The organism is Bradyrhizobium sp. LMG 9283 (assembly GCF_045571415.1).
Lineage (GTDB): Bacteria > Pseudomonadota > Alphaproteobacteria > Rhizobiales > Xanthobacteraceae > Bradyrhizobium.
Genome location: NZ_CP120691.1, coordinates 6,132,168 through 6,155,979 on the forward strand (window position 1 = coordinate 6,132,168; position 23,812 = coordinate 6,155,979).

Genomic DNA, 23,812 nt, shown 5'->3' on the forward strand with positions numbered 1-23,812 from the left:
ATGAGGAGTTATAGACTTGTCTGACCTGATCCGCGAAACCGCCTGCACCGTGGTCGACAAGCTGCGCTCCGGCGACATCTCGCCGCTTGAGCTCCTGGATGTACTGGAGAAGCGCATCGGCGAAGTTGACAGCAAGGTCAACGCGCTGCCGATACTGTGCTTCGATCGCGCGCGGGATAGCGCGAAAGCGCTGATGCGCAAGCCCGCCGGTGCGCGCGGGCTGCTCGCAGGCCTGCCGGTGCCGATCAAGGACCTGACCGACGTCGCGGGCGTATTGAACACGCAGGGCTCGCCGATCTTCAAGGACAACATCCCCGCGAAATCCGACCTCATGGTCGAGAACCTCGAGGCCAATGGCGCGGTCGTCTACGCCAAGTCGAACACGCCGGAATTCGGCGCCGGCGCCAACACTTTCAACGAGGTGTTCGGCGCGACACTCAATCCCTGGGACACGACGAAATCGGCAGCGGGCTCGTCCGGCGGCGCGGCGGCGGCGCTTGCGACCGGCATGGCCTGGCTGGCGCAGGGCTCCGACATGGGCGGCAGCTTGCGCAGCCCCGCGGCGTTCTGCGGCGTCGTGGGCATGCGGCCGAGCATCGGCCGAGTCGCACACACGCCCAAGTCGGGTATCGATCGCAATCTCGGCGTCGTCGGCCCGATGGCGCGCAATGTCGAGGATCTCGCGCTGCTGCTGGATGCCATGAGCGGCGACTATGCGGACGATCCCCTGTCGCTGCCGGCGCCCGCAACCTCGTTCCTGTCGGCGGCGCAGGCGGGCAAGAAGCCGAAGCGCATCGCCTATTCGCCCGATCTCGGCATCACGCCGGTCGATCCCGAGGTAAAGGCGATCACGCGCAAGGCCGCCGAACGGTTCGCGAAGGCCGGCGCCATCGTCGAGGAGGCGCATCCGGACTGGCGCGAGGCGCATGAGTGCTTCCACGTGCTGCGCGCGTTCGATTTCGCGATCACCAAGGCCAACTTGCTGAGGACCAAGCGCGACCTGCTCAAGCCCGAGGTGATCTGGAACATCGAGGAAGGCCTCAAGCTCACGGTGGAGCAGCTGGCCCGGGCCGAGGCCCAGCGCGTCGGCATGACCGCGCGAGCGATCGAGTTCTTCAAGACCTACGATCTGCTGCTGACACCGACGACGATCGTGCCGCCCTTCCCGATCGAAAATCGCTATGTCGCCGAATGCGCCGGCAAGAGGTTCGAGAACTACATCGAGTGGCTCGGCATCGTCTACGCCATCACGCTGGCCTGCTGCCCGTCGCTGTCGCTGCCGTGCGGCTTCACGGCATCAGGCCTGCCGGTCGGCGTGCAGGTCGTCGGCGCTCCGCGGGCCGACGCGCAGCTGATCGCCGGCTCGAAGGTGCTGGAGGATATTCTGGGCCTGCGCGGCACTACGCCGATTGATCCGAAGGTGAAGATGTAACTGTCGTGCCCCGGACGCAGCGCAGCGCCTCTTCGGCGGTGCGCTGCAGAACCGGGGCCCATGTCACGACGAGTGCCCGTGGATATTCTGGTCCCGGCTCTGCGGCGCAGCGCCGGCGCGCTGCACCTTGTCTGGGACACGAGAGCTCATCTCCCGCTCGTCGCCTCCAGGCTGCGGCTGTAGCGCGACATCGCGAAGCAGAACATGAAATAGATCGCGGCCACGAAAATGTAGACCTCGACCGAAAATTGCTGCCAGGCCGGATCGATGATCGCGGTCTTGGCCGTCGTCAGCAGATCGAAGATGCCGATGATCAGCACGAGGCTGGTGTCCTTGAAGAAGGCGATGAAGGTGTTGACCAGCGGCGGGATGACATGGCGGATCGCTTGCGGCAGGACGATGAGCCGGTGCTTGCGCCAGTAGGACAGGCCCAGCGCGTCGGCGGCTTCGTATTGCCCGCGCGGCACGGCCTGAAGCCCGCCGCGGATCACTTCGGCGAGGTAGGCACCGGCGAACAGGATGATCGCGATCTGAGCGCGCAGCAGTTTGTCGATGTTGAATCCGCTGGGCATGAACAGCGGAAACATCACGCTCGCCATGAACAACAGGCTCACCAGCGGTACGCCGCGGATCAGCTCGACATAGAGCACGCTGAGCGAGCGGATCGCCGGCAGTTTTGAGCGCCGGCCGAGCGCGACCAGGATGCCGAGCGGGAAACCGAACGCCAATCCGAACGTTGCAAGGATCAGCGTCACCGGCAAGCCGCCCCAGCGGTCCTGCGAGACGAAGGACAGCCCGAACACGCCACCCCACATCAGAACGCTGATCAGCGCCAGCGCACCAATCCAGAGATAAATCAGCTCGCGCCGCCACAGCGCGCGACGGGTTGAGAGGTAATACAGCGCGATGAACAGCACGACCGATAGCGCCGGCCGCCACTGCTCGTCGAACGGATAGGTGCCGAACAGGATAAAGCGATATTTCTCGGGAATGATCGCCCAGCAGGCGCCGACGCCACGCACAGCGCGGCAGGCGCTGGAATTGTTCGCCGGCGTCAGCCACACCGCGTTCGCCATACCCCATTGTACGAAGCTGAAGATCCCCTTGGCGAGCAGCGCCAGCAGAACGACCGTGATGATGCCATTCGGGATCGAGGAGAACAGATTGGTGCGAAGCCATCGCAGCACCGGATTGCCCATCTGCGGGCGGCGGGCGGCGCGCGGGGCGTCCGGAATGTCCGTGATTACGGTCATGATCAGCGCTCCACCAGCGCGATGCGTGCATTGTACCAGTTCATGAAGAAGCTGATCGAAAGGCTGATGGTCAGGAACACCGCCATGATCAGGGCGATGGCTTCGATCGCCTGCCCGGTCTGGTTCAGCGTGGTATTGGCGATCGAGACCACGTCCTGGTAGCCGATCGCGACCGCGAGCGAGGAGTTCTTGGTCAGATTGAGATACTGGCTCGTCATCGGCGGCACGATGACGCGGAGCGCCTGCGGAAGGATGATCTGCCGCAGCATGAAGCTGCGGCGCAGGCCGAGCGCGCTGGCGGCATCCCACTGGCCGCGCGGCACCGACTGGATGCCACTGCGAACGATCTCGGCGATGAAGGCCGAGGTGTAGGTGACGAGCGCGATCAGCAGCGCGAAATATTCCGGCGCGAGCGTCAGGCCGCCGACGAAGTTGAAGCCGCGCAGCTGCGGCCATTCGATCGACCAGGACACGCCGAGCGCGAGCGAGACCGCCACCGGCATCACGACCATGAGGCCGAGCGCAAACGGCCAGGCTGGCCGCGGCCTGCCGTCACGCATCTGCTGCGCGACCAGCCATCGCCGGATGATATAGAACACCGCGCAACCCAACACCGCAGCGCCGAGCACCGCGAGTTGCGGCGGCCCGAACGGGATCGCCGGCAGGATCAGGCCGCGATTGGAGAGGAACACGCCCTCGACGGGTCGCCAGGCGGCGCGTGCAGCCGGCAAGGCCTGCATCAGCACGTACCAAAACAGGAGCTGAAGCAGCAGCGGGATGTCGCGGAGCGTTTCGACATAGACGGCGGCGAGCCGCGACAGCAGCCAGTTGGCCGACAGCCGCGAGATCCCGATCAGCGTGCCCAGGATCGTCGCAAGAACGACGCCGATCACGGCGACGCGCAAGGTGTTGGCGATGCCGACGACGAACGCCCAGAAATAGGTGTCCCTCGGATTGTAGGCGAGCACGCTGTCGGCGATCGGCATGCCGGCCTCGCGGCCGAGGAAGGCAAAGCCGGTCGTGATGCGCCGGGCCGAGAGATTGGTGACGGTGTTGGACCAGAGGAAGACGATCACTGCGACCGCGATGCCGACCACCAAGACCTGCCAGAGCAGGCCCTTCAATTCGTTCCGCCCAAGCGCGAAGAAGCGGCGGCGTGGCGGCGGTCTGGGATGATCGGCGGTCACAGCACAAAAATCCTTCTCAAATGCAGCGATTTCCGGCGGCGCACGTCAACTGTTGCACCAAACTCCGTTTCATGCAACAAATGTTTCATGGCTGAGCCCGCGAAATCCTCGCCCTTGAGCGAACTGCGCATCGCGTTGCCATCGCTGCCGATGCGGCTGCAGGAGGTCGGGCGCTTCGTCGCGGCCAATGACTATGACGCCACCACCCGCTCAATGCGCGATCTCGCGGCAGAAGCCGGCGCCGATCCGGCCGCGTTCACGCGGCTTGCCAAGGCGATAGGCTATTCCGGCTGGGACGAACTGCGTGCGGCGCTGACCGAGGCACGGCGGCCGTTGCAGACCGCGCCCTTCTCCGGCCGCACAAAGGGCCGCCGCCATGGGCCGAACGCCGATGTCGCACTCGTCATCGACAAGCTCGAGGCCGAGGCCGCCGGCCTTCCGCGCATCCCGGCCCAGCCGATCGCCGAAGCAGCGCGCGCGCTGCACGACGCCAAGCGGATCTGGATCGCAGGCTATCGAAGCTGCCGCAGTGTTGCGGAGCTCTTGAACTACGAGCTGCGACTGTTCCGCCCCGAGCAGGTGCAACTCGTCGGCGCATCCGGTCCCGACGATCTCGATCTCGGCGTCTTCCGCCCCGGCGAAGCCGTCATCGTGATCGGCTTCCTGCCCTACACACATGCAAGCGTCTGCGTCGCGCAAGCCGCTCATCGCAGCGGCGCTACGCTGATCGCGATTGCCGACAGCCTCGCGGCGCCGATGGCCGAGGGCGCCGACCACGTGCTGCTGTTCGAAGCAGCATCGTCGCCCGGCTTCTTCCCGAGCCTCACCGGCGCCATCGCGATCGCCCAGTCGCTTGCTGCGGTGACGTTCTCGCTCGGCGGCGCCGCCGCGAAAAAGCGTCTGGAAAATACCGAGGCGCGGCTTGCTGCGGCCTCGACTTACGTCTCGGAGAAAGGTTGATCCATGAGCACTCGCACCAGCCGCGTGCTGCATCGCTCGCTACGCGAAACGCCGCCCAAGGCGATCGGCGGCGAAGGCGTTTATCTCTTTGCCGAGGACGGGCGCCGCATCATCGACGCCTCCGGCGGGGCGGCGGTCTCCTGCCTCGGCCACCAGCATCCGCGTGTGATCGCGGCGATGGCAAAGCAGGCCTCCATTCTCGCCTATGCGCATACTGCTTTCTTCTCCTCCGAGCCGGCAGAAGCACTTGCCGAAACGCTGGTGGGACACGAACCCGGCGGCCTCGCCTATGCCTATTTCGTCAGCGGCGGATCGGAGGCGATCGAGGCCAGCATCAAGCTGGCGCGGCAATATTTCATCGAGCGCGGCGAGCCGCAGCGGCAGCACTTCATCGCCCGGCGGCAGAGTTATCACGGCAACACGCTCGGCGCGCTCGCCGCCGGCGGCAATGCCTGGCGCCGCGCACCCTATGCGCCGCTGCTCTCGACCGCTTTCAGTCACGTGACGCCGGCCTTCGCCTATCACGAGAAGCGCGAGGGTGAATCCGACGCGCAGTTCGTGGCGCGGCTGGCCGCCGAGCTCGAAGCCGAGTTTCAGCGGCTCGGACCCGATACCGTGGCGGCGTTCCTCGCCGAGCCCGTCGTCGGCGCCACCGCCGGCGCCGTGACCGCACCGGACGGCTACTTCAAAGCCGTGCGCGAGATCTGCGATCGGCACGGCGCGCTGCTGATCCTCGACGAGGTGATGTGCGGCATGGGCCGCACCGGCACGACACATGCCTGGGAGCAGGAGGGCGTGGCGCCTGATATCCAGGCGATCGCGAAGGGGCTCGGCGGCGGCTACCAGCCGATCGGTGCGATGCTCGCAAGCGGCAAGATCATCGACACCATCCGATCGGGCTCGGGCGCATTCCAGCACGGTCACACCTATCTTGCACACCCCCTCGCCTGCGCGGCCGCGCTCGCAGTTCAGGACGTGATCCGGCAGGACGGTCTGCTCGAGCAAGTCAAGGAACGCGGCCGGCAGCTCGAGCAGCGCCTGACCGAACGTTTCGGCAATCACCGCCATGTCGGCGACATCAGGGGCCGCGGCCTGTTCTGGGCGATCGAGCTCGTCGCCGATCGCGCGACGCGCACCTCGTTCGATCCGGCGCTCAAGCTGAACCAGAAGATCAAAGCCGAGGCCTTCGCTGGTGGGCTCGGCTGCTATCCGGGCGGCGGTACCGTTGATGGTGTGCGCGGCGACCACGTGCTGCTGGCGCCGCCTTATATCGCATCAGTCGACGAGATCGACCTGATTGTCGACAAGCTCGGCACTGCCGTCGACAACGTGTTGCGTAGCATCAATCACTGAGGGGAGAGCGGTATGAGGAAAGTGGTTATCGCAGCGGGCGTGCTCGCAGCATCAACGGTGATGGCGTCGGCGGCGACGCTGGACACGGTGAAGAGCCGCGGCACGCTGGTCTGCGGCGTCAGCGCCGGGTTTGCCGGCTTCTCCGCGCCGGACTCGCAAGGCAACTACAAGGGCCTCGACGTCGACTATTGCCGCGCGCTTGCCGCCGGCGTGCTCGGCGACCCCAACAAGGTGCGCTACGTCTCGCTGACGGCGCAGAACCGCTTCACCGCGCTGCAATCAGGCGAGATCGACGTGCTCTACCGCAACTCGACGCAGACATATTTGCGCGGCGTGACGCTGGGCCTGCGGCAGGGGCCAATCAACTTCTACGATGGCCAGGGCTTTGTGGTGAAGAAGGACCTTGGCGTGAAGGAGCTAAAGGACCTCAAGGGCGCCACCGTCTGCGTCGCGCAAGGCACCACGCACGAGGTCACGCTCGGCGATTACGGCCGCGCCAACGGCATCGACTGGAAGCCGCTGGTGTTCGATCGCGTCGACACCATGTACCAGACCTTTTTCGGCGGCCGCTGCGATGCCATGACCCAGGACGCTTCCGCCCTGGCCGGCGCGGTGACGACGGCGGCGCCGAACCCGGCGGACTACGTCGTACTGCCGCAGACCATCAGCAAGGAGCCGCTCGGCCCCTTCACCCGCAACGGTGACGAAGTCTGGAGCGACATCATCACCTGGCTGCATTACGGCCTGATCGAGGCCGAGGAACTCGGCGTCACGCAGGCCAATGTCGAGGAGATGACGAAGTCGCAGACGCCGGCGATCCAGCGCCTGCTGGGCACCTCGGGCGACCTCGGCTCGCGCCTCGGGCTCGACAACAAATGGCTGGTCACGGCGATCAAGGCCACCGGCAACTATGGCGAGATCTATGAGCGTAATGTCGGCAAGGCGAGCCCGCTGAAGCTCGATCGCGGCCTCAACGGCCTCTGGAGCAAGGGCGGCTTGATGTACGCCATTCCGTTCAAGTAGATATCGACCGTGTCACGGACGCGCTGCAGCGTGCAACGCTGCCGCGCAGAGCCGGGACCCAGAGAGGCCAAGATGGACCCCGGCCCCGGAGCGCAATGCTGCGTATTGTGCTCCGTCCGGGGGCACGAGACCAGTAGACACGTTCAATGACGACGTCCCCTCGCATCGCCCTGATCCACGCCCTCAAGCATTCCATCGCCCCGATCGAAGCGGCGTTTGCGACGGCGTGGCCAGAAGCGCGGCTGATGAACCTGCTCGACGACAGCCTGTCGGCGGACCTAGCGCGCGACGGTTCGCTCACCGATACCATGACCGAGCGCTTCCTCGCGCTCGGCGATTACGCGGCGGCGACGGGAGCGGATGGAATCTTGTTCACTTGCTCCGCCTTCGGCCCCTGCATCGAGGCGGTCGCGCGCGCGCATGCACCGATGCCCGTGCTCAAGCCGAACGAGGCCATGATCGAGAGGGCGGCGGCCATGGGCCAGCGCATCGGCCTGCTCTCGACTTTTCCGCCGACGCTGGTCTCGATGCCGCCGGAATTTCCTGCCTCCGTCCAAATCGTTCCGAAACTCGCCGAGGGCGCGCTGGCTGCGCTCGACCGCGGCGACCGCGCCACACATGACCGACTGATCGCAGAAGCCTCAAGCGATCTGCGCGATTGCGACGTCATCGCGCTCGCGCAGTTCAGCATTGCGGCGACGGCTCCGCTGGTCGCGGAGGCGACTGGCCGTCCCGTCGTGACGACGCCGGACAGCGCGGTCGAGAAGCTGATGAGGCTGCTGAAGGCTTAAGCGCCCGCCTTTGTCCGACGCCGCGCATCCTTGATCGCGACCGCAAGCGCAGCCTTCGTCTCGTTGACGAAATCCTCGACCAGCTCCTCGCGCGTGGCGTGCGCCGCCTCGCCGGTGAACAAGCCCTGCTCGGCCAGCATCACCACGCCGTGCAGCGCCGCCCAGATCTTGAGCGCCTGCCGTTCGCGCAAGTAGCCGACAGCCGGCGCTTCCAAAGCTTCGATCACGAGCGCAAAGGTTTCCCGCGTCGCCTCGTGCAACTCGCTGCCCTGGGCCGCGCAGGACACCGTGCGCGAAGCGAACATCAATCGGTAGATGCCATTTCGGCGCAGACCGAAATCGAGCGTCGCCTGCGCGAGTCGCGAGAGTTTCGACTGCTTCGACGGCTTTGCCATCGCCTCGCGCAGAAGCGCCGAGAGCTGCCGGAATGCCTCCGCGGTGACTGCCGCGAGCAGCGCCTCGCGGTCGGCAAAATGCCGGTATGGCGCCGGCTGCGAGACGCCGAGCTTCTTTGCGAGCGCCTTGATGCTGATCGCCTCGGCGCCGCCCTGCTCTGCCTCTTGCAGCGCGGCTTTGATCAACGCATCGCGAAGATCGCCATGGTGGTAGGTCTTCTCAGGCTTGCGGGCGAGTTGTGAACGCATGTTGAGGCGAAGCCTATAAGTTTGCGCTTGACAGGGGAAGTCCGTCGCGAATGTAATATGATATAACTTAAATAGAATTCAGATGAGGAAACGCGCCGCCTTCGGGCTCTGCGCGCAGGACCAAGGGAGCCGCAATGGCAGAGCGATTGAAGGTCCACGTCGATCCCGACAAATGCCAGGGCCATGCCCGCTGCAAGGCACTCGCGCCGGAACTTTTCGAGCTCGACGAATATGGCAACGCGCACGAAGCCAGCGACGGTACCGTGCCGCCGGGCCTCGAGGACAAGGCCTGGCTGGCGAAATCCAACTGCCCGGAAATCGCGATCGATGTGATCGAGGAGTAGCGCGGCCGCGGCCGCCCCGCGTGCGTTCAGCGAACACGAGAAGGGATTCCCTGCCATGTCCGACGTCAACCAGCCCGCCGCCCATCCGCCCGTGACTGACTGGCTCCATGACTTCGACCACACCGATCCACAATGGACGGACGACCCTTTCCCGATCTGGGACGAGCTGCGCGCCGCGAGTCCCGTGGTGCACACGAAACGCTTCCTCGGCTGCTACCTGCCGACGACCTATGAGGCGGTGCGCGAGATCGCCAACGACACCGAGCATTTCTCCTCCCGCCGAATTATCGTCCGTGACGTGCGGCCGGAAATCAACAGCAAGAACGCCGCTCCGCCCATCACCTCCGATCCGCCTGCGCACAAGCCGGCCAAGCAGTTGCTGCTGCCGCCGTTCACGCCGGACGCCATGAAGAAGCTCGAGCCGCGGGTCCGCGCCATCTGCAACGAGCTGATCGACGACTTCATCGCCGAGAAGAGCGTGGACGCTGCGGCGCGCTACACGAAGCACATTCCGGTGCGCGCGATCGCGCACATGCTCGGCATTCCCGAGAGCGACAGCGAGCTCTTCATCAACTGGATCCACATGATCCTGGAGCTCGGCATCAAGGATGAGAGCAAGCTGCTCCAGGCCATCAAGGAGATGAGCGCCTATTTCAGCGGCCACATCGAAGCGCGCAAGAACAAGCCCACCGGCGACCTGATCTCCTACCTGATGAATGCCAGGGACAAGGACGGCAATCCGCTCGAGGACACTCACGTGCTGGGCTCGCTGCGCCTGCTGCTGATCGCCGGCATCGACACCACCTGGAGCGCGATCGGCTCCTCGCTCTGGCATCTTGCGAAGACGCCGGCCGATCGCGAGCGGCTGATCGCCGAGCCCGGGCTGATCCCGACCGCGGTGGAGGAGCTGCTGCGCGCCTATTCGCCGGTGACGATGGCGCGCGAGGTGGTCAAGGAGACGACGATTTCGGGCTGTCCGGTCAAGCCGGGCAACATGGTGCTGCTGTCCTTCCCGGCCGCCAACCGCGACCCCAAGATGTTTCCTGACGCTGACAAAGTCGTGATCGACCGACGCGAGAATCGCCACGCGGCCTTCGGCCTCGGCATCCACCGTTGTGTCGGTTCCAACCTGGCGCGCATGGAAATGCAGGTTGCGCTGGAGGAATGGCTGAAGCGGATTCCCGACTTCCGGCTCGATCCAGCAGGCACGGTGACCTGGTCACAGGGCACCGTGAGAGGCCCCCGCCAGTTGCCATTTCTACTCGGAAAGGCGATGTAGGCCTCTCCAGCAGAGATACAGAGAGGCCGGACGTGACAGTGCAAGCAACCAACCCGGCCTCTGAGCATTTTGACGTCGCCGACGCCGAACGGAGAATCAGGGCGATCTTCATCGGCTCTGTCGGCAATCTTGTCGAATGGTACGATTTCTACGCCTATACGGCGTTTGCCCTCTACTTCGCTCCCGCGTTCTTCCCCGGTAACGACCCTGTCGTGCAGCAATTGAACGCCGCCGTGGTGTTCGCGGCGACCTTCCTGATGCGTCCCCTCGGCGGCTGGTTCTTCGGCTATCTCGCCGACCATTTCGGCCGCCGCATCTCCCTGACGCTGTCCGTCGTCTTCATGTGCTTCGGCTCGCTGATCATCGCGCTGACGCCGACCTATGCAACGATCGGCTTCGCCGCGCCTGTCATCCTGGCGCTCGCCCGCGTGATCGAGGGCCTGAGCCTCGGGGGCGAATACGGTGCCAGTGCCACGTATCTCAGCGAGGTCGCCGATCCCAAGCGCCGCGGCTTCTATTCCAGCTTCCAGTACGTCACGCTGATCGGCGGCCAGCTCACCGCGATCATCGTGCTGCTGCTCCTGCAAAAGGTCTTCCTGACGCCGGAGGAGCTGAAGGCCTGGGGCTGGCGCATCCCGTTCGCGATCGGCGCGGGGCTCGCGATCTTCGCCGCGGTGATGCGGCGCGGCCTGCACGAGACCGAGGCGTTCGAGGAGGCCAAGAAGGTGGTGAAGCCGACCGGCTCGATCACCAATTTGCTACGCTATCCGCGCGAGCTCTTGCTGGTCGTCGGCCTCACTGCCGGCGGCACCGCAGCGTTCTACACCTTCACCACCTACATGCAGACCTTCGTCAAGCTTTCGGTCGGGCTGACCGAAGGCCAGACCACGTTCGTGATCTTCGGCACGCTGATTTTCGCGACCATCCTGCAGCCGATCTACGGCGCGATCTCCGACAAGATCGGACGCAAGCCGCTGCTGATCTTCTTCGGTATCGCCGGCACGCTCGCGACTGTTCCGCTGCTGATGACCCTGAAGGAGACCAAGTCGCCCTTCATCGCTTTCATCCTGATTTGCTGCGCCTGGCTGTTCGTCGCCGGCTACACCTCGATTAACGCCGTGGTGAAGGCCGAGCTGTTCCCGACCAATGTCCGCGCCCTCGGCGTCGGCCTGCCCTATGCCATCACGGTTTCGATCTTCGGCGGCACCGCGCCGGCAATCGCGCTTTATTTCAAGAGCATCGGGCACGAGGACTGGTTCTATTTCTATCTCGCCGGCATCATCTGCCTGTCGCTGATCATCTATTCCACCATGCGCGACACCAAGCACGCCTCCGCAATGCATCGCCACGAGTAGGCCATGACCGACGAGACGCCATCCGACAGCAAGCTGACGCGCACCAAGGAGAAGTGGGCGCGCGAGGGCCGGTTCCTCACCGGCAAGATCACGCGTTCGGAAGATCAGCGCCTGCCGCCCGGCCAGCACCTGACCAAGGACTGGCCGGTGCTCGATCTCGGGGTCGTGCCGCCGGTGTCGCGCGAGCGGTGGCGGCTCGACGTCTACGGCGCGATCAAAACTCCCGTGTTCTGGACCTTCGACGAGTTCGCCGCGCAGAAACAGGCCCGCTTCACCTCCGACATCCACTGCGTGACGACGTGGTCGCGCTACGACAATGAATGGGAGGGGCTCGCGACGCGTGAGCTGCTCGCGGCCTGCCAGCCGCGCGAGGATGCGCGCTTCGTCGTGCTGCATTCCTATGACGGTTACACAACCAATCTCGCGCTGGAGGATTTTGCCGCCGAAGACGCGCTGCTCGCCCACAGCTGGTCCGGCCAGCCGCTCACGGAGGAGCATGGCGGCCCCGTGCGGCTGGTCGTGCCGCATCTGTATTTCTGGAAGAGCGCGAAATGGCTCCAGGCCATCGAGTTCCTGACCGAGGACGCACCTGGCTTCTGGGAAGTCCGCGGCTATCATAACCGCGGCGATCCCTGGGCCGAGCAGCGCTACTCGGGGGACTAGGTTCAAGCAAGAACGGGGGAAAGCCCATGCCGACGGAGCGCTTTCAATTCACCGGCGAAGGCAGCCATCAGCTCGCGGCCGCGCTGGAGCTGCCTGACGGGGAGCCTGCAGCTTTTGCGCTGTTCGCGCACTGCTTTACCTGCGGCAAGGACACGCTGGCGGCCAAGCGGATTTCTGTGGCACTTGCGGCCAGGGGCATCGCGGTGCTGCGCTTCGACTTCACCGGGCTGGGCTCCAGTGAAGGCGACTTCGCCAATTCGACCTTTTCCTCCAACGTCGCCGATCTCGTCCGGGCCGCCGATCATCTGCGCAATGTCCGAAAGGCGCCGTCGATCCTGATCGGTCACAGTCTGGGCGGCGCAGCGATCCTCGCGGCAGCAGGACGAATCCCCGAAGCCAAGGCGGTCGCGACCATTGCGGCGCCCTCCGATCCCGCCCACGTCACCGATCTGTTCAAAGAGCATATCGACAACATCCGCACGCAGGGCGAGGTGGAAGTTTCGCTTGCGGGCCGCCCGTTCCGGATCAGGCGTGAATTTCTCGACGACATCGTCGAGCACGAGCTGATGAAGGACGTCACCGGCCTGCACAAGGCGCTGCTGGTGATGCACTCGCCAGTCGACGACACCGTCGGTATCGATAATGCGACGAAGATCTTCGTTGCAGCCAGGCATCCCAAGAGCTTCGTCTCGCTAGATCATGCCGATCATCTGCTGACCAAGCCCACTGACGCCCTCTATGCGGCCGACGTGATCGCCGCCTGGGCCAGCCGCTACATCGACACCGCAAAGCCCGCGAAGGTGGTGGATCTCCCCAAGGCGCCGCGCCAGGTCGTGGTGCAGGAGACCCGCAAGAGCAAATTCAACCAGATCATCACCGTCGGCCCGCATCATCTGGTGGCGGACGAGCCGGTCGCGGCCGACGGCGAGGATGCCGGCCCCGGCCCCTATGATTTCCTGCTTGCGGGCTTGGGCGCCTGCACGTCCATGACCATGCGCCTTTATGCGGACCGCAAATCGCTGCCGCTCGACCGCGTCACGGTTACGCTGAAGCATTCGAAGATCTATGCCAAGGATTGTGCGGAGTGCGAGACACGCGAGGGCATGCTCGACCAGATCGAGCGCGACATCGCGATGGACGGCGCGCTCGATGCCGAGCAGCGCAAGAAGCTGATGGAGATCGCCGATAAGTGCCCGGTGCACCGCACGCTGACCTCGGAAATCCGCATCGTGACGAAGGCCGCGGACTAGCGCGCAATCGCTAGAAGCACGAGGCCATCGTCCGCACGGCCGCGCTGATCTCGCTCTCGCGCCAGGCCGCAAAGCCGAGCAGCAGGCCGTGATCGCTGGGGCGGCCGAGCGCAAGGCTGGACAGAGCTCGCGTTTCGACGCCCGCAGCGACCAGTCGCCTGACCGCAGCCTGATCGGCCCGACCGCGCTTGAGGCGGGCGACGAGCTGGATACCGCCGGGGGGCACCTCGACCGAGAGCATGCCACCGAGATGCCGCTGCAGCTCCTCGACGAGGTGATCGCGACGCGCGTGATAAAGCCGGCGCATCCGGCGCAGATGCGCGAGAAAGTGCCCATCGTCGATGAATTCGGCCAGCGCCTCCTGGACGTGGCTGGCAGCGATCAGCCCCATGTGCTGCTGCGCGATCTCCAAGGTACTGACCAGCGCCGCCGGCGCGACCAGATAGCCGAGCCGGATGTCCGACCTCATCGCCTTCGAGAATGTGCCGACATAGAACACGCGGCCATGGGCATCTAACCCCTGCAAGGCCGGCACCGGCCGGCTGTCGTAATGGAATTCGCCGTCGTAATCGTCCTCGACGATCCAGGTCCTGCCGGGCCGGCTTGCCGCGAGAAACTCGGTGCGGCGGGCCAGCGACATCAACCGGCCGGTCGGATGCTGATGCGTCGGCGTCATGAAGATCAGCCTGGGAGCTCCAAGGCCTGGCATTTGCTGCATGCCCTGTTCGTCCAGCCTGATGCCGGTCAGGCGCGCGCCAGACGCCTGGAAGGCAGCCGCCGCGCCGGGATAGCCGGGATCCTCGACCCAGACATTATCTCCCGGCGAAATGAGTGTGGCCGCAATCAAGGTCAGCGCGGCCTGCGCACTCGGCAGAATCATGATCTGGCCCGCCGTGGCGCGAACGTCCCTGCTCGTCGCGAGATAATGCGCCAGCGCTTCTCGTAGGCGCAGCCGGTTGACCGGTCCGAGCTCGCGCCTGCCTGCATGCATGGCGCTGCGGCGCAGGCAGCGTGCCCAGACCTCGTTCGGAAACTCCCTGAAATCGCCCAGCCCCGGGCGCAGCGGTTTGAGCTGCCCCCGATAAGACATCGGCCAGCCGGCCTGCTGAAGCTTCGTAGCCCAAGGCGAGAGCCGCAGTTTGCCGACGCGTTCGCCCGCTGCGACGGCGCCCCGTTCGATGCGTTCGTGGCCGTCGATCATGACCACGGGACGGCGGCCATGAGACGCTGCGACATATCCCTCGGCCGCGAGCTGCTCGAACGCGTATGTGACAGTGTTGCGCGAGACGCCGAGATCGCTCGCAAGCCGTCGGCTCGACGGCAGCATGCGGCCTTTGCCGAGGCGGCCGGCCGCGATCAGGCCTCGCAGCTGGCTCGTCAGTTGCGCCACAAGCCCCTCGGCATCGGTCCGCTTCAGCTCGATCAACGCGGAGATCGTCGTGTCGGATACTGGCACTCTCTTCCTCTCCAATCTGGCACTTTTTCAGATGCCAGTCAGGATGCTATCCGGCGGTTCGGACTGCTTCAAGGACCTGCGACATGAACGCCCTGTCACCCCGTGCGGCCATCGGCCTGTTCCTCATCGTGGTGCTGGCCTGGGGCGTGAACTGGTCGGTGACCAAGCAGCTCGTGCAGTTCGTGCCGCCGCTGTGGAGCGCGGCGATCCGGAGTTGGATCGCGCTGGCTGGATTGTTCGTGCTGCTCGGACTGAGCAACAATCTCGTGATCCCGGAGCGGCGCGACATTCCCGTGATCCTGAGCGTGGCGCTGTTGCATATGACGCTGTTCTCGATCCTGGTTGCCAGCGGCCTTCGCTTCCTGCCCGCAAGCAAGGGCATCGTGCTCGGCTACACCACGCCGCTCTGGGTCGCACTCGCGCGCCCCTGTTCGGCAAGGACACGCTGACCGCGCCAAAGCTCGCCGGCGCTCTGCTCGGGCTGATCGGCCTTGCCGTCATCCTGAATCCATTCTCGATCGACTGGACCAACACCAACGTGCTGCTCGGCGCCGGCATGGTCATCCTGGCCGCGGTCTCTTGGGCTGCGAACATCATCTATATCCGCGCGCATCGCTGGATCGGATCTCCGCTCCAGCTTTTGCTCTGGCAGGTGCTCGTGGCAACGATCGTGCTTTCGGTCGGCGCGACAGCCGTGGATGGCCTCCCGCATGTGAAGTGGTCGTGGAGGCTCGTATTGTTGTTTCTCTATTCGGGTTTGGTCGGAACAGTCCTGGCTTATTGGGCGATGTCGATGGTCAACAAGAGCATCTCGGCCCTGACGACGTCGCTCGGCACCACCGGGACACCGCTCGTCGGCATCGCCAGCGCTGCGATCCTTCTGGGCGAACCCATCGACATGAGCCTTGCGATCGCGGCCGCGCTGATCGTCTCCGGCATCGGCCTTGCGACGCTGGGCAACCGGCTGCTGCGCGGTCAGGCCACCGCAAGAGGCTGAACCCGCAGAACGCCGCGCAGACCAGCTGCTGTGCCGAGCAGGATGCCGGCGACCGCGACGAACGAACCCAGCGCGAGCGTCGAAATGCCCGTGAGCCCCTGCCCGATCGAGCAGCCGAACGCCATCACGCCGCCAATGCCCATCAGCGCGGCACCGGTGCCTGAGCGCAGCATGTGACGCGGCGATGAATAGCCTTCGAGCTTGAAGCGGCCTGTCGCGAGTGCCGTCACCAGACTGCCGGCGAAGACACCGGCCACCGTCGCAATGCCAAAATTCAGCGTCAGGCCGGTCGAGAGCATGGCGTATTGCAGGGCGTCAGCGATCGGCGCGATGAAGGTGAGCGAGGTCACGGGGACGGGGTTGAAGTCGTCGGCGCCGAGATAGCCGGTGACGTACCAGCCGCCGGCGACGAGGAGACCGACGATGATGCCCGCGGCGATCTGGCCGGGCGAGCGGCGGAACGCGGGATGCGCGATGGCGAACAGGATCAACGCGGCGACGATTACGACGGCTGCCAGTGCGCGCGCAGACGCCTCCGTGACGCCTGGCGTCGCGAGCAGCGAGGGCAGCGAATTCGCGTTGACCGTGGTTTGCGACGCCTGGACCAGCGCAATGCGCGCCGGTGCGATCAGGCCCTTGAGCGTCATCTGCGCAGCGATGGCCAGCACGACCACGACGAGGAACGAGCGGAGATTGCCGCGCCCGAGCAGCACCAGGGCGCGCGAGCCGCAGCCATTCGACAGCACCATGCCGTAACCGAAGAGGAGGCCGCCGAGGAACAGCACCGGCACCGAGAAGGCTGGTTGCAGGTAGATCGACTTGCCAAGATCGACCATGCCGCTGCCAGCGAGGAGCTGGCTGGCGGCGATCGCAACAGCGATTGCCAGTGCATAAGTTCGCACCAGCCGCCCGTCCCCCTCCACCAGCCATCCGCGCATGCTGCTCATCAGGCAGAAGCCGCTGAGCAGGCCGACTGCGCCATAGATGAGGCCGATGACGAGGCCTGCGAGGATGACGAGTTGCGTGGATTCCATCGGTTGTTCTCAGAACTCTCGCCATTCTCCGTCATTGCGAGCGCAGCGAAGCAAATCCAGTCTGTCTCCGCGGATGCATTTCTGGATTGCTTCGCTGCGCTCGCAATGACGGTGTGTTACGGCTTCAGGATCACGCGGTCACGCGACGAGCCGGCGACCGCAACATACGCTTCCTTCGCGCCCTCCAACGGATAGATCGCATTCGCCTTGATCGGGAACGGTTTCAGGTGCCCGCTCGCAAAGCCCGGACCGAGATCGCGCAGCACCGCGCCTGTCGCGGCGGAAGACAGGCCGAGCGTATCGATGCCGACATAAGTGTGCTGTCCCCGGTAGAATTCGAGGATGTTGAACTGCACGATGCGGTCGATCGCGGCGATCAGGATCTGGCGGCCGCGCAGGGCGAGCGACTTGTGCGCGGCCTGGAAATAGGGATCGCCGACCGTGTTGAAGACGATGTCGGCCCCTTTGCCACCGGTCAATTCACGCACCCGCGTGGCAACGTCGGTGGCCGAGGCGTCGATCACCTCGATGGGCGCATTGGCGTGGCCCTCATAAGCTTCCGCCTTGCGCACCACCCCAATGACGCGCGCACCCTGCCAGGTCGCGATCTGCACCGCAGCCTGGCCGACCTTGCCGTTGACGCCGAATACCAGGACGGTCTCGCCGCTCTTCGGCACGCCGGCGCGGCGAAAGCCTTCCATCCCGGTGACGAAGGGCACGCCGATGCCGGCCGCTTCCTCCCACGACACCATTTTGGGCTTCTCCACCACCGCGTCGGCTTCGACGACGAGATGGGTTGCGTGGGTGCCGTCACGGCGGATGCCGAGATCACCGGAGGAGCCGAACACCTCGCGGCCGACCATTCCGGCGGGCCCGTCGATCACAACGCCGGCGTAGTCGCGGCCGGGAGTCCGAGGGAACACGGCATAGGGCATCAGCCCGGTCGCAGCCTTGACGTCGGACGGATTGACGGCGGCGGCCTTCACCTCGATCAAGAGATCGTTCGAGCCGCGCGCAAGCATCTGGCGCTCGATTCTAGGTGCAAGCGCAGCGGCGTTTTCAGCTTTGGCGTTGAGGCGCACACAGCGCGCTTCGACGGTTTTGGCATCGGCTGGCGACATGAAAAGACCCGCGATTTCTCGCGGGCCTTGTCGCCTTTGGAGCCGGTCAAGTCAATCCGTCAAGTCAGTCCTTGGGCCGCTTGTCGTAGACGCGTTTGGCCTTGCCAAGCGAGCGCTCCAGCGTGGCCGGCGCGACCACCTGAACCCTCGAACTGACGCCAATCGTGTTCTTGATGTGGGTCGAGATCCGGTCCGCATGATCGACGAGCCCGCGACCGTCCCAGCTTTCGGGCCGCGCCTCGGCGATGATGGTGAGCTCGTCCATGCGGCCTTCCCGGGTGAGCTCGAGGATGAAGTGGCCGCCGCACCAGTCGGTCGCGAGCAGCACTTCCTCGATCTGGGTCGGGAACAGGTTGACGCCGCGCAGGATGATCATATCGTCGGAGCGCCCCGTCACCTTCTCCATCCGCCGCATGCCCGGTCGCGCCGTGCCCGGCAGCAGCCGCGTCAGGTCGCGGGTGCGATAGCGGATCACTGGAAAGGCTTCCTTGGTGAGCGAGGTGAAGACCAGCTCACCCTTCTCGCCATCTGGCAGCACCGCACCCGTCTCGGGATTGATCACCTCGGGATAGAAATGATCCTCCCAGATGTGCAAGCCGTCCTTGGTCTCGATGCACTCCTGCGCGACGCCAGGACCGATCACCTCGGACAGGCCGTAGATGTCGGTCGCATCCATGTCGAAGGCGTCCTCGATCTCGGAGCGCATTGCGTTGGTCCAGGGCTCGGCGCCGAAGATGCCGATCTTGAGCGAGCACTGGCGGGGATCGAGCTTCTGGCGTTTGAACTCGTCGAGGATCGCCAGCATGTAGCTCGGCGTCACCGTGATGATGTCGGGCCGGAAATCGTTGATGAGCTGCACTTGCCGCTCGGTCATGCCGCCGGAGATCGGCACCACCGTGCAGCCGAGCTTTTCCGCGCCGTAGTGCACCCCTAACCCGCCGGTGAAGAGGCCATAGCCATAGGCGTTGTGGATGATCATGCCGGTGCGGCCGCCGGCGGCTCGGATCGAGCGCGCCATCACCTCGGACCAGGTGTCGATGTCGCGCTGGGTGTAGCCGACCACGATCGGCTTGCCCGTCGTGCCGGATGAGGCGTGAATACGCACCAGCTTTTCGCGCGGCACGGCGAACATATTGAAGGGATAGTTGTCACGCAGGTCCGTCTTCACCGTGAATGGAAACTTGGCAAGGTCGGAGAGCTCGCGAAAGTCGGACGGATGCACGCCGGCCTCGTCGAAGGCCTTGCGGTAATGCGCGACATTGTCGTAGGCGTGCTTCAGCGACCAGGCCAGCCGCTGCGTCTGCAACGCCATGATCTCGTCGCGGGAGGCGCGCTCCTGCACGTCCATCTCGGCGCTATAGGTACTGGCACCTTCCTTGAGCCTCGTCAGAGCCATCCTCGTTTCCCCTCATTGGTTGTTCTTTTCTTCTTTGGTCTTATTGATCTTGCGCCGGTAGCCACGTGCCCGGAATGACACGCGAATGCCCGCGGAATTCCGCGATAACGGTGTCGCCCACGGTGACACGCACGTCGTAGATGCCGGAGCGGCCGCCGCGGGTGATCTCCCGCGCCTTCGCAATGAGGCGGTCGCCGAGCCTGCCGGGCTTGATGAAGGTGATCTGCCCCTGCGCCGCCACCACGCGCTCATTGTGCGAATTGCAGGCGAACGCGAAGGCGGAATCGGCCAGCGTGAAGATGAAGCCGCCATGGGCGATGCGCTGGCCGTTGACCATGTCCGGCCGCACCGTCATGGCGAGCGTCGCAAAGCCCGGGCCGATCTCGACGATCTCCATTCCGAGACCTTTGGAAGCATCGTCCTCAGCCCACATCGCCTCGGCGCAGGCGCGGGAAATATCCTCAGGCGACAGGGCGGCTTTGATGTTCACGCGCTTCTCCCGGCCAGATGCTTGCTCATGATGTTCTGCTGGTTGGCGCAAGCTGTCAAATAACTGCGATGCATTTGCATTCGTTGGGTCTGATCTGCCCGATCAGACATGGTCATAATCGACCACGACCCGCTCGGACGATGGCTTGGCCTGGCAAGTCAGGACGAAGCCGGCTTTGAGCTCCCACGGTTCCAGCGAATAGTTGATGTCCATCGGCGCCTCGCCCTCGACCAGCTTGGCGCGGCAGGTCGAGCACATCCCGCCCTTGCAGGCGAAGGGCAGATCGACCCCGGCGCGCAGCGCGGCATCGAGGATCGCCTCGTCCGCGGCGACCGGCACGTCGCGGCGCTTGCCGTCGATGATCAGCGAGGCGATCGCCTTCGGCGGCGCGTCGGGCGCAACGGCCTTCTTCGGCCGCGGCCTGCCGCCGAATTCGGAGACGAAGCGCTCGACATGGATGCGATCGTCCGCGATGTTGAGATCGCGGCAGGTCGCCTCGATTTCCTCGCTCATGCCTGAAGGACCGCAGATGAAAACGTGGTCGACGCTTCCCGCCGGTACCAGCGAGCGGAGCAGCACCCGCACCTTGTCGCCGTCGAGCCGGCCATGCAGGATCGGGATGTCCTGCTCCTCGCCGGAGATGACGTGAAAGATCGAAAGACGATCGATGAACCGATCCTTCAGCTCCTCGAGCGCTTCGAGGAACATGATGTTATCGGTCGTGCGGTTGCCGTAGAACAGGAAGAAGCGGCTGTCCGGCTCGCGCGCGAGCACGCCCTTCACGATCGACAGGATCGGCGTGATGCCCGAGCCGGCGGCGAAGCCGACATGGATGCGCGCGCGATCTGCCGGCGGAACCACACCAAAACGCCCGGTCGGCGTCATCACGTCGAGCTCATCGCCGCATTTCAGCTCGTCCGCCGCCCAGCTCGAAAACGCGCCGCCATCGACCTTCTTCACGGCGATCCGGATCTCGCCGTCATCAGGGCCAGAGCAGATCGAATAGGAGCGGCGCACTTCTTCGCCGTCGAGCGTGGTGCGAAGCGTGAGGTACTGTCCGGGCGTGAACGCGTAGTCGCCGGCGAGCTCGCCGGGAATGGCAAACGACATCGAGACGGCGTCGGACGCCTCGCGGCGGAGGTCGTTGACGGTCAGGCGGTGGAAACGCGGTGCGGCTGCTGACATGGTCAATGACACTTGAAATAATCAAACGGTTCGCGGCAGGACATGCAGCGCCACAGCGCCTTGCAGGAGGTCGAGCCGAACTCGGACAGCAGCTCGGTCCTGTCCGAGCCGCATTGCGGGCAGGCGACACGCTGTTCGCCGAACAGAGCACGGCGCGAGCTCGAGGCCTGCGGCGGCGCGATGCCGTACGCCCGCAGCTTCTCGCGCCCCTCCTCGCTCATCCAGTCCGTGGTCCAGGCCGGGGACAACACGGTACGCACCTTTGGCTGATGGAAGCCGGCGCGCTCCAGCGCAACCTCGATTTCGAGCGCGATCATGTTCATCGCCGGGCAACCCGAATAGGTCGGCGTGATCGCGACCTCCACGTGGTCGCCGTCGAGAACGACATCACGCAGCACGCCGAGATCGGCGATGGTCAACACCGGGATTTCGGGATCGACCACGCTCGCGACGGCATCCCAGGCGCGCTGGCGCAACTCGCTGTCGCGGTCGAGCACCGTCACCATGTCAGCCCCGGGAAGGTGCGTTGCATTGATTGCAGCTCGGACAAAAGATGGCCGAGATGCTCACTGTGGCGGCCGGAGCGGCCGCCTTGCTGCATCCAGTCGTTCTGCGGCAGTGCAAGCGTGGCCTCAATGGCGACATCGGACAGCGTCTTCAACCAGCGACCGCGCATGGTCGCGGGATCGACGGCGATGCCGGCATCGATCAGGCTGCGCTCGCTGTCGTCGACAGCGAACATCTCGCCGGTGAAGGCCCAGAGGCGATCGATCGCAGCTTGCGCGCGGGCGCGGCTCTCGGCCGTGCCGTCGCCGAGCCGGATGATCCACTCCGAGGCATGGCGCAGATGGTAGGCGCTCTCCTTCTCCGATTTCGCGGCAATCGCCGCCAGCGTCGCATCGCGCGAATTCATCATCGTGCGCCAGTAGAGGTCGGCGAAGGCCGAGTAGAAGAATTGCCGCACCAGCGTCTGGGCAAAGTCTCCGTTGGGCTGCTCGACCAGCAGCAGGTTCCGGTACTGCCGCACGTCGCGCAAATAGGCGAGCTTGTCCTCGTCGTTGTCCTTGCCCTCCGCCTTGGCCGCGTAGCTGTAGAGCTCGCGGGCCTGGCCGATGAGGTCGAGCGCGATGTTCGAGAGCGCCATGTCCTCTTCCAGCATCGGCGCGTGTCCGCACCATTCCGATAGCCGGTGGCCGAGGATCAGCGCGTCGTCGGCGCGGCGCAGCGCGTAGAGCACCAGTGGCGTTTCGGAGACCTGGATGTTGGCGACCGCCATCACATGTGCCCCACTTCTTCGGGCACTTCGTAAAACGTCGGATGCCGGTAGATCTTGGACTCCGCCGGCTCGAACATCATGCCCTTCTCGGCCGGATCGCTCGCGGTGATGGCGGTGGACGGCACGACCCAGATCGACAGGCCCTCGCCGCGACGGGTGTAGATATCGCGGGCAGCCTGCAGCGCCATCGTCGCGTCGCTCGCATGCAGCGATCCCACATGCTTGTGCGCGAGCCCGTTGCGGCTGCGAATGAAGACTTCCCACAGCGGCGTGTTCGGCGTGGCCATCGTAGTCTCCCTATTCCGCGGCTTGCGCGGTCTGACGCTGGGCGCGCTTGGCGGCATAGCTGGCGGCCGCCTCGCGCACCCAGGCACCCTCCTCATGCGCCTTGCGGCGCGCGGCCATGCGGTCGCGATTGCACGGGCCGTTGCCGGCGAGCACCTGCTTGAACTCGGTCCAGTCGATCTCGCTGTAGCGCCAGTGCCCGTCCGCATCCTGAATCATGCCGGGGTCGGGAATGCTGAGACCGAGATACTGTGCCTGCGGCACGGTGGCATCGACGAATTTCTGGCGCAGCTCGTCATTGGAGAAGCGCTTGATCTTCCACTTGGTCGAGGTGTCGCTGTGCTGGCTCGTGGCATCGGGCGGGCCGAACATCATCAGCACCGGCCACCACCAGCGATTCAGCGCATCCTGCGCCATCGCCTTCTGCTCGTCCGATCCGCGACACAGCGTCAGCATGATCTCGTAGCCCTGGCGCTGGTGGAACGACTCCTCCTTGCAAACGCGGATCATGGCGCGCGCATAGGGGCCGTAAGAGCAACGGCACAGTGGGATCTGGTTCATGATCGCGGCGCCGTCAACCAGCCAGCCGATTGTACCGATGTCGGCCCAGGTCAGCGTCGGATAATTGAAGATCGAAGAATATTTGGCTTTCCCCGCGAGCATGGCGTCAACGAGCTCCTCGCGCGAGGTGCCGAGCGTCTCGGCGGCCGCGTAGAGATAGAGCCCGTGCCCACACTCGTCCTGCACCTTGGCGAGCAGCGCCGCTTTGCGGCGCAGCGTCGGCGCGCGGGTGATCCAATTGCCTTCGGGCAGCATGCCCACGATTTCGGAATGCGCGTGCTGGGAGATCTGGCGGGTGAGCGTCTTGCGATAGGCCGCCGGCATCCAGTCGTTCGGCTCGATGCGCTCCTCGGCATCTATGCGGGCCTGGAACTGCGCAGCTTTGCCTGCGTCCTCCAGACCGCGATCGTCGGTCTCGGCCGTGTTCAGCGCCTGGGTATACATGCGCATCCTCCCGATTTATTGGGAGACAATATA

At 65.0% G+C, this 23,812-nt stretch carries 25 protein-coding genes; 12 read left to right on the forward strand and 13 right to left on the reverse strand.

Translation table 11 applies throughout. From position 1 onward, the window contains the following. The first annotated feature begins 16 nt into the window (after positions 1 to 16). Positions 17 to 1,432: an amidase gene (locus P6U29_RS28910; protein ID WP_407113714.1), complete on the forward strand. Its 1,416-nt coding sequence runs from the start codon at positions 17 to 19 to the stop codon at positions 1,430 to 1,432. A gap of 146 nt (positions 1,433 to 1,578) precedes the next feature. Here the strand turns inward: P6U29_RS28910 and P6U29_RS28915 are convergent, their stop codons facing one another. Together P6U29_RS28915 and P6U29_RS28920 are read right to left on the reverse strand one after the other, a co-directional pair. Continuing rightward, positions 1,579 to 2,685 carry an amino acid ABC transporter permease gene (locus P6U29_RS28915; RefSeq protein WP_407113716.1) on the reverse strand — a complete coding sequence of 369 codons (1,107 nt, stop codon included), beginning with the start codon at positions 2,683 to 2,685 and terminating at the stop codon, positions 1,579 to 1,581. A 2-nt stretch (positions 2,686 to 2,687) separates the two neighbouring features. Next, entirely contained in the window at positions 2,688 to 3,872 is a 1,185-nt protein-coding gene (locus tag P6U29_RS28920; RefSeq protein WP_407113718.1) for an amino acid ABC transporter permease, read from the reverse strand. An 87-nt stretch (positions 3,873 to 3,959) separates the two neighbouring features. On the opposite strand from P6U29_RS28920, the gene P6U29_RS28925 reads away from it, so the two are divergent. The 4 genes from P6U29_RS28925 to P6U29_RS28940 all read left to right on the forward strand — a co-directional run bounded on the left by P6U29_RS28925 (position 3,960) and on the right by P6U29_RS28940 (position 7,999). Next, positions 3,960 to 4,832 (forward strand): MurR/RpiR family transcriptional regulator, encoded by an 873-nt coding sequence (locus tag P6U29_RS28925; protein WP_407113720.1) that lies wholly within the window; start codon positions 3,960 to 3,962, stop codon positions 4,830 to 4,832. Positions 4,833 to 4,835: 3 nt separating this feature from the next. Beyond that, complete coding sequence (locus P6U29_RS28930) at positions 4,836 to 6,185, forward strand: aspartate aminotransferase family protein (RefSeq protein ID WP_407113722.1); 1,350 nt, start codon at positions 4,836 to 4,838, stop codon at positions 6,183 to 6,185. Between the two features lie 12 nt (positions 6,186 to 6,197). Then, positions 6,198 to 7,208 carry an amino acid ABC transporter substrate-binding protein gene (locus P6U29_RS28935; RefSeq protein WP_407113724.1) on the forward strand — a complete coding sequence of 337 codons (1,011 nt, stop codon included), beginning with the start codon at positions 6,198 to 6,200 and terminating at the stop codon, positions 7,206 to 7,208. A gap of 146 nt (positions 7,209 to 7,354) precedes the next feature. Continuing rightward, positions 7,355 to 7,999 (forward strand): aspartate/glutamate racemase family protein, encoded by a 645-nt coding sequence (locus P6U29_RS28940; protein WP_407113725.1) that lies wholly within the window; start codon positions 7,355 to 7,357, stop codon positions 7,997 to 7,999. Here the strand turns inward: P6U29_RS28940 and P6U29_RS28945 are convergent. Beyond that, positions 7,996 to 8,643, reverse strand: coding sequence for a TetR/AcrR family transcriptional regulator (locus tag P6U29_RS28945; protein ID WP_407113727.1), 648 nt, complete (start codon positions 8,641 to 8,643; stop codon positions 7,996 to 7,998). The genes P6U29_RS28940 and P6U29_RS28945 overlap by 4 nt on opposite strands. Positions 8,644 to 8,777: 134 nt before the next feature. Here P6U29_RS28945 and P6U29_RS28950 point away from each other — a divergent pair, with 134 nt between their 5' ends. Genes P6U29_RS28950 through P6U29_RS28970 form a run of 5 tightly spaced genes read left to right on the forward strand, consistent with a single transcriptional unit; the run spans position 8,778 to position 13,534 of the window. Further along, positions 8,778 to 8,987, forward strand: coding sequence for a ferredoxin (locus tag P6U29_RS28950; RefSeq protein ID WP_407113729.1), 210 nt, complete (start codon positions 8,778 to 8,780; stop codon positions 8,985 to 8,987). Between the two features lie 55 nt (positions 8,988 to 9,042). After that, positions 9,043 to 10,266, forward strand: a complete 1,224-nt coding sequence (locus P6U29_RS28955) for a cytochrome P450 (protein WP_407113731.1) — start codon at positions 9,043 to 9,045, stop codon at positions 10,264 to 10,266. 32 nt (positions 10,267 to 10,298) lie between these two features. Further along, positions 10,299 to 11,621 carry an MFS transporter gene (locus P6U29_RS28960; RefSeq protein WP_407113733.1) on the forward strand — a complete coding sequence of 441 codons (1,323 nt, stop codon included), beginning with the start codon at positions 10,299 to 10,301 and terminating at the stop codon, positions 11,619 to 11,621. 3 nt (positions 11,622 to 11,624) lie between these two features. After that, positions 11,625 to 12,284, forward strand: a complete 660-nt coding sequence (locus tag P6U29_RS28965) for a sulfite oxidase-like oxidoreductase (protein ID WP_407113735.1) — start codon at positions 11,625 to 11,627, stop codon at positions 12,282 to 12,284. Between the two features lie 26 nt (positions 12,285 to 12,310). Then, positions 12,311 to 13,534, forward strand: a complete 1,224-nt coding sequence (locus P6U29_RS28970; protein WP_407113737.1) for an alpha/beta fold hydrolase — start codon at positions 12,311 to 12,313, stop codon at positions 13,532 to 13,534. Positions 13,535 to 13,544: 10 nt separating this feature from the next. Here P6U29_RS28970 and P6U29_RS28975 read toward each other — a convergent pair whose 3' ends face one another. After that, complete coding sequence (locus P6U29_RS28975; protein ID WP_407113739.1) at positions 13,545 to 14,990, reverse strand: PLP-dependent aminotransferase family protein; 1,446 nt, start codon at positions 14,988 to 14,990, stop codon at positions 13,545 to 13,547. Between the two features lie 83 nt (positions 14,991 to 15,073). On the opposite strand from P6U29_RS28975, the gene P6U29_RS28980 reads away from it, so the two are divergent. Both P6U29_RS28980 and P6U29_RS28985 read left to right on the forward strand, forming a co-directional pair. Further along, entirely contained in the window at positions 15,074 to 15,439 is a 366-nt protein-coding gene (locus P6U29_RS28980) for an EamA family transporter (RefSeq protein ID WP_407113740.1), read from the forward strand. 89 nt (positions 15,440 to 15,528) lie between these two features. Beyond that, positions 15,529 to 15,987 carry an EamA family transporter gene (locus P6U29_RS28985; RefSeq protein WP_407113742.1) on the forward strand — a complete coding sequence of 153 codons (459 nt, stop codon included), beginning with the start codon at positions 15,529 to 15,531 and terminating at the stop codon, positions 15,985 to 15,987. On the opposite strand, the gene P6U29_RS28990 is transcribed toward P6U29_RS28985, so the two are convergent. The 9 genes from P6U29_RS28990 to paaA form a co-directional block, all read right to left on the reverse strand. Beyond that, positions 15,966 to 17,021, reverse strand: coding sequence for a YeeE/YedE family protein (locus P6U29_RS28990; RefSeq protein ID WP_407113744.1), 1,056 nt, complete (start codon positions 17,019 to 17,021; stop codon positions 15,966 to 15,968). The two genes, P6U29_RS28985 and P6U29_RS28990, sit on opposite strands and share 22 nt — an antisense overlap. A gap of 116 nt (positions 17,022 to 17,137) precedes the next feature. Continuing rightward, a complete protein-coding gene (locus tag P6U29_RS28995) occupies positions 17,138 to 18,142 on the reverse strand; it encodes a zinc-binding alcohol dehydrogenase family protein (RefSeq protein ID WP_407113746.1) in 1,005 nt (334 codons plus the stop codon). Positions 18,143 to 18,206: 64 nt separating this feature from the next. Next, positions 18,207 to 19,538, reverse strand: coding sequence for a phenylacetate--CoA ligase PaaK (paaK, locus tag P6U29_RS29000; protein WP_407113748.1), 1,332 nt, complete (start codon positions 19,536 to 19,538; stop codon positions 18,207 to 18,209). Positions 19,539 to 19,578: 40 nt separating this feature from the next. Beyond that, entirely contained in the window at positions 19,579 to 20,028 is a 450-nt protein-coding gene (gene paaI / locus P6U29_RS29005) for a hydroxyphenylacetyl-CoA thioesterase PaaI (protein ID WP_407113750.1), read from the reverse strand. Positions 20,029 to 20,130: 102 nt separating this feature from the next. After that, entirely contained in the window at positions 20,131 to 21,213 is a 1,083-nt protein-coding gene (gene paaE / locus P6U29_RS29010; protein WP_407113751.1) for a 1,2-phenylacetyl-CoA epoxidase subunit PaaE, read from the reverse strand. A gap of 2 nt (positions 21,214 to 21,215) precedes the next feature. Next, entirely contained in the window at positions 21,216 to 21,719 is a 504-nt protein-coding gene (gene paaD / locus P6U29_RS29015) for a 1,2-phenylacetyl-CoA epoxidase subunit PaaD (protein WP_407113753.1), read from the reverse strand. After that, on the reverse strand, positions 21,713 to 22,489 hold the full coding sequence (gene paaC / locus P6U29_RS29020; protein WP_407113755.1) for a 1,2-phenylacetyl-CoA epoxidase subunit PaaC: 777 nt from the start codon (positions 22,487 to 22,489) through the stop codon (positions 21,713 to 21,715). Before paaC ends, paaD begins: the two co-directional genes overlap by 7 nt. Continuing rightward, positions 22,489 to 22,776 (reverse strand): 1,2-phenylacetyl-CoA epoxidase subunit PaaB, encoded by a 288-nt coding sequence (gene paaB, locus P6U29_RS29025; protein WP_008136594.1) that lies wholly within the window; start codon positions 22,774 to 22,776, stop codon positions 22,489 to 22,491. The genes paaC and paaB overlap by 1 nt, the downstream gene beginning before the upstream one ends. 10 nt (positions 22,777 to 22,786) lie before the next feature. Beyond that, the gene (gene paaA / locus P6U29_RS29030; protein ID WP_407113759.1) at positions 22,787 to 23,779 is read right to left on the reverse strand and encodes a 1,2-phenylacetyl-CoA epoxidase subunit PaaA; all 993 of its coding nucleotides are present in this window, start codon (positions 23,777 to 23,779) and stop codon (positions 22,787 to 22,789) included. Positions 23,780 to 23,812: the final 33 nt, after the last annotated feature.

What these genes read in the sequence shown, in the direction of transcription:
- P6U29_RS28915 (WP_407113716.1), bottom strand. Translation starts at nt 2,685, where the DNA reads ATGACCGTAATCACGGACATTCCGGACGCCCCGCGCGCCGCCCGCCGC.
- P6U29_RS28925 (WP_407113720.1), top strand. Translation starts at nt 3,960, where the DNA reads ATGGCTGAGCCCGCGAAATCCTCGCCCTTGAGCGAACTGCGCATCGCG.
- P6U29_RS28930 (WP_407113722.1), top strand. Translation starts at nt 4,836, where the DNA reads ATGAGCACTCGCACCAGCCGCGTGCTGCATCGCTCGCTACGCGAAACG.
- P6U29_RS28935 (WP_407113724.1), top strand. Translation starts at nt 6,198, where the DNA reads ATGAGGAAAGTGGTTATCGCAGCGGGCGTGCTCGCAGCATCAACGGTG.
- P6U29_RS28940 (WP_407113725.1), top strand. Translation starts at nt 7,355, where the DNA reads ATGACGACGTCCCCTCGCATCGCCCTGATCCACGCCCTCAAGCATTCC.
- P6U29_RS28945 (WP_407113727.1), bottom strand. Translation starts at nt 8,643, where the DNA reads ATGCGTTCACAACTCGCCCGCAAGCCTGAGAAGACCTACCACCATGGC.
- P6U29_RS28950 (WP_407113729.1), top strand. Translation starts at nt 8,778, where the DNA reads ATGGCAGAGCGATTGAAGGTCCACGTCGATCCCGACAAATGCCAGGGC.
- P6U29_RS28955 (WP_407113731.1), top strand. Translation starts at nt 9,043, where the DNA reads ATGTCCGACGTCAACCAGCCCGCCGCCCATCCGCCCGTGACTGACTGG.
- P6U29_RS28965 (WP_407113735.1), top strand. Translation starts at nt 11,625, where the DNA reads ATGACCGACGAGACGCCATCCGACAGCAAGCTGACGCGCACCAAGGAG.
- P6U29_RS28970 (WP_407113737.1), top strand. Translation starts at nt 12,311, where the DNA reads ATGCCGACGGAGCGCTTTCAATTCACCGGCGAAGGCAGCCATCAGCTC.
- P6U29_RS28980 (WP_407113740.1), top strand. Translation starts at nt 15,074, where the DNA reads ATGAACGCCCTGTCACCCCGTGCGGCCATCGGCCTGTTCCTCATCGTG.
- P6U29_RS28990 (WP_407113744.1), bottom strand. Translation starts at nt 17,021, where the DNA reads ATGGAATCCACGCAACTCGTCATCCTCGCAGGCCTCGTCATCGGCCTC.
- P6U29_RS28995 (WP_407113746.1), bottom strand. Translation starts at nt 18,142, where the DNA reads ATGTCGCCAGCCGATGCCAAAACCGTCGAAGCGCGCTGTGTGCGCCTC.
- paaK (WP_407113748.1), bottom strand. Translation starts at nt 19,538, where the DNA reads ATGGCTCTGACGAGGCTCAAGGAAGGTGCCAGTACCTATAGCGCCGAG.
- paaE (WP_407113751.1), bottom strand. Translation starts at nt 21,213, where the DNA reads ATGTCAGCAGCCGCACCGCGTTTCCACCGCCTGACCGTCAACGACCTC.
- paaD (WP_407113753.1), bottom strand. Translation starts at nt 21,719, where the DNA reads ATGGTGACGGTGCTCGACCGCGACAGCGAGTTGCGCCAGCGCGCCTGG.
- paaC (WP_407113755.1), bottom strand. Translation starts at nt 22,489, where the DNA reads ATGGCGGTCGCCAACATCCAGGTCTCCGAAACGCCACTGGTGCTCTAC.
- paaB (WP_008136594.1), bottom strand. Translation starts at nt 22,776, where the DNA reads ATGGCCACGCCGAACACGCCGCTGTGGGAAGTCTTCATTCGCAGCCGC.
- paaA (WP_407113759.1), bottom strand. Translation starts at nt 23,779, where the DNA reads ATGTATACCCAGGCGCTGAACACGGCCGAGACCGACGATCGCGGTCTG.